Here is a 6,951-nt window from a genome sequence, read left to right as displayed (position 1 = left end):
CCCCCCCCCCTCCCACCCCACCCCCTCGACGCTGGGCCGACACCGTGCCGACACTCGCTCGGCGCTCGGCGCTCGGCGCTCAGCGCTCAGCGCACGGCACACGGCACACGGCACACGGCACACGGCGCTCAGCCGGCACACCTACCCGGCACCCGGCGTCGGGGCTGCGCGACAACCCCGACGCCGACCGCAGCGTCCACTGTTCGACTCGCCGAAGCCGGCGACCACTAGCAGCCCAGCTCTCACAGCCCGACCGCCTCCGCCGACCGCCCCCAGCTACATCACTTCGCTCCTCTCACTCACCCTCTGACCGCTCTCCGCTCACTCCCTGTCTGGTTACGCCCGTCGGCTGCTCTCCTCCAGCACTCCTCTTCCGGCACTTCTCCTCCGCCCCTCCCTCTCCTCGCACCCAGCTCCCCTGCTCACCCCTTCATGGAACCCACCTCAGCCAGCCCCCTCCAGCACTCCCTCACCCACCCCCAGACATCAGCCCCGTCACCCCAGCCGCTACCCCCGCCCGTTCGCCCCCCGCCCGCCCTGCGACCGCCGACCGTGCCTGGAGCTCCGCAACGGCAACTGTCCGCTCGGCCCCGGACCGAGCCCCGCCCCGTACGGCGCCCGCGACCCGCCCGGCCCAGCCCCAGGCCGCCCGCCCCGCGGGCGAACAGGCAGAGGCGGCCGCCCAGCACCCGCCGGCCTCCCCGCCCGGCCGGCCGGACCTCCCGCCCCCGAGGGCCGAGCCAAACCGGCCGTCCCGCCCCGCCATCCAGCCGCCCTCAGCGCCGAGGGCAGCGGAACCCTCCGCCGCCGCGAGGAGGACGCTCCCTCGGCCTCCCCGCCTCCTCCCCAACCGGGCGCATCCGCTTCCCCCGCCGTTCCGGCTCCCCCAGCGACCACCTCACGGCCCCGGTCCTTCCCGGCCCTGCGCAGCACGCGGCGGATCGACTCGGCGGCCAGCCCCTCGTCGCAGGCGTGGTGGAGGAGGAGGGCGAAGAGGTAGTCGGGGTCGGCTCGCAGTGCGAGGGCGAGGGCGACGCGGGCCTCGGTGCGGTCGCCGCTGGACCAGGCCACCCACCCGGCGAGGGCGAGCGGAGCGGCCGCGTATTCGTCGTAGGCGCCGGTGCAGCGGCGGGCGAGGGCGCGCCAGAGGCGCAGGGCGGGCGGGGCGAGTGGTCCCTCCATCCATTCGGCGGCGCGGTCCCTCGTTTCCCGGTCCTGGAGGCCGACGATGACGGTGGCTGCCTCCTCGATGCCGATCGCGCGGTCGTCGCAGGCGTCGGCCGCCTTCAGGTCCCGCACCTGGGGCAGGCGGTGGAGCCGGGTGAGGAGGTCGGCGGTGGTCGTGAGGGTCAGGTCGGCGACCTCCGCCGCCTCGCGTTCGTCCACGAGCCGGGGCAGCAGGTTGGCGCAGGCCGTGTCGAGGGCGGTGGTCCACCTCGGGTCGCCGCCGTCGTCCGGCGGGAGCAGCCGGCGTTGCATGGCGCGCAGGCTGCCGCGAACGGTCATGCCCGCGTAGGCCGCCGCCGCGGCGACGGCGGAGGTGCCCGGCGGTTTCTGCGCGTTCCCTTCCGGTGGGCAGCAGGCCGGATCGGGGCAGCAGTACGACCAGCAGCGGTGGTCGCAGAGGCAGAGGGCGTCCACCACCGGTACGTCGCGTGCTCCGGCGGCCAGCCGGACGTGCTGGGCGAGGGGGCGGAGGTACTCCATGACGGTGGTGCCGTTCTCGCCGGGGCCGGGTTCACGGCAGAGGAAGGCCACGATGCCCTCCGGCAGGCCCTGGCGGCGGGTGCTGCCCGTCACGAGGGCGTCGGTGACGGCGTCCGCCACCACCGCCCAGTCGGCGGGGTCGGTGGGGATGCCGACCGTGACCCGGCCGCCGAAGCGGCCCCGGGATCCGTGGACGGCGACGAGGACGAGGCTCTCGTCGGGCTGGAAGCCGAGGAGGTACGGCAGGGCGTCGGCCAGCTCGGTGTGGGTGCGGACGGTGACGCCGGGCTCGTCGGAATCGGTGGGCGTGGTGTTGGTGTGTTCGCTCATGCCGCCGACTCTCGCCGGGTTCCGGCGAGGCTGCTGGAGCCTGTGGACAGAGCCGGGTGACGGAGTTGTCCACAAGTGCCGGGTTGTCCACATCGGGGTGGTTGTCCACAGGTGGCCGGGCCCGTTCGCGGTTTGTCCGACCCATCGGGTTGCATGGAGGCCATGAGCAACGAAGAGCTGCGGACCACGGCCGACTCCGTCCTCGCCCGGCTGGTGGGCGACCCGACGGGCTCCGCCCGGCTGCGCGAGGACCAGTGGCTCGCCATCGAGGCGCTGGTCGCCGAGGGCCGCCGGGCGCTGGTCGTGCAGCGGACGGGCTGGGGCAAGTCGGCGGTGTACTTCGTGGCGACGGCGCTGCTGCGGGCCCGGGGCGCCGGGCCGACGGTGATCGTCTCACCGCTGCTGGCCCTCATGCGCAACCAGGTCGAGGCGGCCGCCCGCGCGGGGATCTCCGCGCGCACCATCAACTCGGCCAATCCCGAGGAGTGGGACGAGGTCCAGGCCCAGGTCGCGGCGGGCGAGGTGGACGTCCTGCTGGTCAGCCCCGAGCGGCTCAACAACCCGGACTTCCGGGACAACGTCCTGCCGAAGCTCTCGGCCGCCACCGGGCTGCTGGTGGTGGACGAGGCGCACTGCATCTCGGACTGGGGCCACGACTTCCGGCCGGACTACCGGCGGCTGCGTTCCATGCTGGCGGAGCTGCCGGCGGGCGTCCCGGTCCTCGCCACCACGGCGACGGCCAACGCCCGGGTGACGGCCGACGTCGCCGAGCAACTGGGCACCGGTTCGGGCTCGGACGCGCTGGTGCTGCGCGGGCCGCTGGACCGGGAGAGCCTCAGCCTCGGTGTGCTGCGGCTGCCCGACTCGGCACACCGGCTGGCGTGGCTGGCCGAGCACCTCGACGAGTTGCCGGGGTCGGGGATCATCTACACGCTGACGGTCGCCACCGCCGAGGAGGTCACCGCCTTCCTGCGCCAGCGGGGCCACACCGTCGCCTCGTACACGGGCCGGACCGAGAACGCCGACCGCCAGCAGGCGGAGGACGATCTCCTGGCGAACCGGGTGAAGGCGCTCGTCGCCACCTCCGCACTGGGGATGGGGTTCGACAAGCCGGACCTCGGCTTCGTCGTCCATCTCGGCTCGCCGTCCTCTCCCATCGCCTACTACCAGCAGGTCGGCCGCGCCGGACGCGGCGTGGACCACGCCGAGGTGCTGCTGCTGCCCGGCCGGGAGGACGAGGCGATCTGGACGTACTTCGCCTCGCTGGCCTTCCCGCCGGAGGAGCAGGTGCGCCGCACCCTCGACGTGCTGGCGGCGGCCGAGCGGCCGCTCTCGCTGCCGGCACTGGAGCCTCTGGTGGAGCTGCGCCGGTCCCGGCTGGAGACGATGCTGAAGGTCCTGGACGTGGACGGGGCGGTACGCCGGGTGCGCGGCGGCTGGGTGTCGACCGGCGAGCCGTGGTCGTACGACAGCGAGCGGTACGCCTGGGTAGCGAAGCAGCGGGCGGCGGAGCAGCAGGCGATGCGTGAGTACGCGGGGACCGGCGGGTGCCGGATGGAGTTCCTGCGCCGGCTGCTGGACGACGAGGAGGCGGCGCCCTGCGGCCGCTGCGACAACTGCGCGGGCCCCCGGTTCGGCGGGGACGTCTCCACCACCTCGCTGGAGGCGGCCACCGGCGAGCTGCGCCGGGCGGGTGTGGAGGTGGAGCCCCGCCGGATGTGGCCCACCGGGCTCGCCTCCGTCGGCCTGGACCTGAAGGGGCGCATTCCGCCGGGCGAGCAGGCCGCGCCGGGCCGGGCACTGGGCCGCCTCTCGGACATCGGCTGGGGGAACAGGCTCCGTCCCCTGCTGGCCCCGGACGCTCCGGACGAGCCGGTGTCCGAGGAGGTGACGCGTGCGGTGGTCGGGGTGCTGGCCGACTGGGCGAAGGGTCCCGGGGGCTGGGCGTCGGGTGACGCGGGCGCCCCGGCGCGCCCGGTGGGGGTGGTGACGGTGCCTTCGCGTCGCCGGCCGCGGCTGGTCGGCGCGCTCGGTGCGCGGATCGCCGAGATCGGGCGGATGCCGCTGCTCGGTTCGCTGGAGCTGACGCCGGAGGCGGCGGAGCGGATGCCGTCGCGGAGCAACAGCGCCCAGCGGCTGCGCGCGTTGGAGGGGGCGCTGACGGTGCCCGCGGAGCTGGCCGGGGCGCTGGCGGCGACGCCGGGTCCGGTGCTGCTGGTGGACGACACCACGGAGAGCGGGTGGACGCTGGCGGTCTCGGCGCGGCTGCTCCGGCGGGCCGGGGCGCAGGCGGTGTTGCCGCTGGTCCTGGCCGTGGAGGGCTGAGCGGGGCGTCAGTGGGCCGTGCGCTGGGAAGACTGAGGGAAAGGCGTATCGGCGGATACCGGTCGGCCGCCCGATTGCTCGTTGCCGCGGGCCGGTGCGGGGGCAAGAATGGGTTTCGCTCCCCGCGGCTCCGGTGGTCCGGCAGGGCTCTGCCGCGGTGCGCTCTCTCCTCGTCACCTCCTCGCCCGCGTGTGGGCGTGTACCCGAAGGGAGGACCGTGACCTTCGGATTGGCTCCGTCCGCGACGGCTTCGACGTCCCGACCGCTGATACCCGCCGGTGCGTCCGACCGGCTGGCCCGGATGCTGGTGCCCGCCCAGTGGGCGGCGGCGGGCATTCCCCTGCTGCGTGATCCCCGGGAGGTGGTGAGCGCGCTGCACGCCTTGCACCGGCCGACCGTGTCGACGGCTGTCGTGGCGGTGCTGGACCGTGACGAGCGGGTGTGCGCCAGCGCCTCGTTCGCCCGGGGGACCACCTCGGCCGACGGCTGGGTCCACCGGAACGCGCTGCTGGCCCAGTTGCGCCGGGTGGTCCCGCACGACCTGCGGCGGCGCTCGCCCACGCGGACGGCGGTGCTGCTGCACTGCCGTGACGGGGAGGGCCGCTGGACCGAGGAGGACGGCGCCTGGATGTGGGGGCTGCGGGACGCGTGCACGCTGCACGGTCTGCGCTGCGGGGCCTACATCACGCTGACTGGGTCCGGCTGGCAGGTCCTGGGGGAGGACCGGAGCGGGCGCCGGCCCCGTGTCGGGCCGGCATCCTCCGCGCCGGTGGACCAGGGCAGTTGGGAGCTGCCGGCGGCCCGGGGCGCGGTGCGGGCGGGCTGAGACCGGCCCGCGAGATCCGGAGACGGCACACCCCGGGGCGGACCCTGGGAGGTGCCGTGTGCGGTGCGACTGCGCCGCCCCGGCGCCGGAGGTCCGGCGCCGGGCTCGGCGTCAGACGCCCGCGCCCAGCACGGAGTTGATCTGCTGCGGGTCGCCGCAGACGATCAGCAGGGCCTGGGCCCGGGCGAGCGCGGTGGGGAGCACGGTCTTGACGGTGTCGTCGCCGCCGTTGGCCGCGACCACCACCACCGGGCGGGGCTTGGCCTGGTCGGCCGAGGCGCCGTCGGCGTAGAAGACGTCGTCGGCCGCGTCCTGCTGCCGCCAGTAGGCGTCCTCACCGAAGGACCGCTCGTGCGCGGTCCACGGGTGGGGGTCGCCGGTGGTCAGGACCAGCACCTCGGCCGGGGCGCGGCCGGAGTCGAGGAGCAGGTCGACCGCCTCGTCGGCGGCGTCCAGGGCACCGTCGGCCGGGGCCGGGATGAGCTGGATCTGCGGGGCGCCCTGGTCACCGGGGGATGCGGCGGAGGGCTTGGACGCGGGGGCCGGACCGGGCTTGGCTCCGGCGGCCCGCGGAGCGGGCGGCGCGGGGCGGGGGCCGGGACGGGGCGATACCGCGGAACGGGGTCCGGGTACGGGGCGAGGGGTCGGCGTCACGCGGCTGCTGGCCGGCGTGGTGCGGGGACCCTGGGCACTCTCGGAAATCTGAGGCTCCTCGGGAAAGGGAGGCATAAGGACGACATTTATCAAACGTCGACACGGGACATAAAGGGGGGTGGCACGCAAGTGCGGAAAAGATCAGAAATCGAAACCGAGTTGTCCCTCGATCTCCGTGACGTTCCCGCGTACCGGCACACGGACCTTCTTGAGGTGCTGCCACTGGGGCAGCGCGTCAAGATACGCCCAGGAGAGCCGGTGGTAAGGGGTGGGTCCCCGCTCGGCGAGCGCCGCCTGGTGCGCGGGCGAGGGGTATCCGGCGTTGTCCGCGAAGCAGAAGTCCTCGTGGCCGACGCCCAGTTCCGCCATCATCGCGTCCCTGCGCACCTTGGCGAGTACCGAGGCGGCGGCGACGCAGACACAGGACTGGTCTCCCTTGATGACCGTACGGACCTTCCAGGGCGCACCGAGGTAGTCGTGCTTCCCGTCCAGGATCACGGCGTCCGGGCGGACCGGCAGTCCCTCCAGGGCCCGCACGGCGGCGAGGCGGAGGGCGGCGGTCATGCCCAGGTCGTCGATCTCCTCGGGCGAGGAGTGGCCGAAGGCGTAGGCGGTGACCCAGCCCTCCAGCTCACCGGCGAGCGCGGTGCGCCGCTTGGGAGCGAGGAGCTTGGAGTCCGTGAGGCCTTCGGGCGCCCGGCGCAGTCCGGTGACGGCGGCACAGACGGAGACCGGGCCGGCCCAGGCCCCGCGTCCCACTTCGTCGACACCGGCAACGATCTTGGCTCCGGTCGTGGCGCGCAAGGACCGCTCGACGGTGTGCGTGGGTGATTCGTACGGCATGGCGCCAGACAGCGTACGCGGCCCGGTTCGGGGAGGACACCCCGGCTCCTCCCCTTGTCCGGATCGCGGGTGTCCGGGGCTCTCGGCCCGCTGCCCGCGCACCCCGGCGCGGGCAGCGGGCACACCCGTCGGCTCGTACCGTCCCGCGTCCGTCATGGCGTTCGCTTCCGCACAGAAAGGGTACTGCGGGCGGAGCGGGCCCTGCCAGGACGGCGAGGGGTGGGGGCGTGGCAGCGCCGCCCGGAAGGCTTATCGCCGGTCGGGAG

The 6,951-nt window shown here is 74.7% G+C and carries 5 protein-coding genes; 2 read left to right on the top strand and 3 right to left on the bottom strand.

What is annotated here, in order from left to right; all coding sequences use genetic code 11:
• Positions 1-507: 507 nt before the first annotated feature.
• Positions 508-2,037, bottom strand: coding sequence for a DUF4192 domain-containing protein (locus tag IF45_RS0126730; protein ID WP_015506985.1), 1,530 nt, complete (start codon positions 2,035-2,037; stop codon positions 508-510).
• A gap of 162 nt (positions 2,038-2,199) precedes the next feature.
• Between IF45_RS0126730 and IF45_RS0126725 the strand changes: the two genes are divergently transcribed.
• Positions 2,200-4,362: a RecQ family ATP-dependent DNA helicase gene (locus IF45_RS0126725; protein ID WP_030310010.1), complete on the top strand. Its 2,163-nt coding sequence runs from the start codon at positions 2,200-2,202 to the stop codon at positions 4,360-4,362.
• 217 nt (positions 4,363-4,579) lie between these two features.
• A complete protein-coding gene (locus tag IF45_RS0126720) occupies positions 4,580-5,188 on the top strand; it encodes a hypothetical protein (protein ID WP_018896097.1) in 609 nt (202 codons plus the stop codon).
• Positions 5,189-5,299: 111 nt separating this feature from the next.
• Here the strand turns inward: IF45_RS0126720 and IF45_RS0126715 are convergent, their stop codons facing one another.
• Together IF45_RS0126715 and rnhB are read right to left on the bottom strand one after the other, a co-directional pair.
• Positions 5,300-5,917: a hypothetical protein gene (locus IF45_RS0126715; RefSeq protein ID WP_030310008.1), complete on the bottom strand. Its 618-nt coding sequence runs from the start codon at positions 5,915-5,917 to the stop codon at positions 5,300-5,302.
• Between the two features lie 66 nt (positions 5,918-5,983).
• Complete coding sequence (rnhB, locus tag IF45_RS0126710; RefSeq protein ID WP_003951292.1) at positions 5,984-6,685, bottom strand: ribonuclease HII; 702 nt, start codon at positions 6,683-6,685, stop codon at positions 5,984-5,986.
• Positions 6,686-6,951 lie beyond the last annotated feature (266 nt).

The sequence above is a fragment of the Streptomyces albidoflavus genome (assembly GCF_000719955.1).
GTDB classification, from domain to species: domain Bacteria; phylum Actinomycetota; class Actinomycetes; order Streptomycetales; family Streptomycetaceae; genus Streptomyces; species Streptomyces albidoflavus.
This window is presented reverse-complemented; position numbering and strand designations above follow the sequence as displayed.

Bases quoted from the DNA above. Each gene is read 5' to 3' on its own strand.
- IF45_RS0126730 (WP_015506985.1), bottom strand. From the start codon at position 2,037: ATGAGCGAACACACCAACACCACGCCCACCGATTCCGACGAGCCCGGC.
- IF45_RS0126725 (WP_030310010.1), top strand. From the start codon at position 2,200: ATGAGCAACGAAGAGCTGCGGACCACGGCCGACTCCGTCCTCGCCCGG.
- IF45_RS0126715 (WP_030310008.1), bottom strand. From the start codon at position 5,917: ATGCCTCCCTTTCCCGAGGAGCCTCAGATTTCCGAGAGTGCCCAGGGT.
- rnhB (WP_003951292.1), bottom strand. From the start codon at position 6,685: ATGCCGTACGAATCACCCACGCACACCGTCGAGCGGTCCTTGCGCGCC.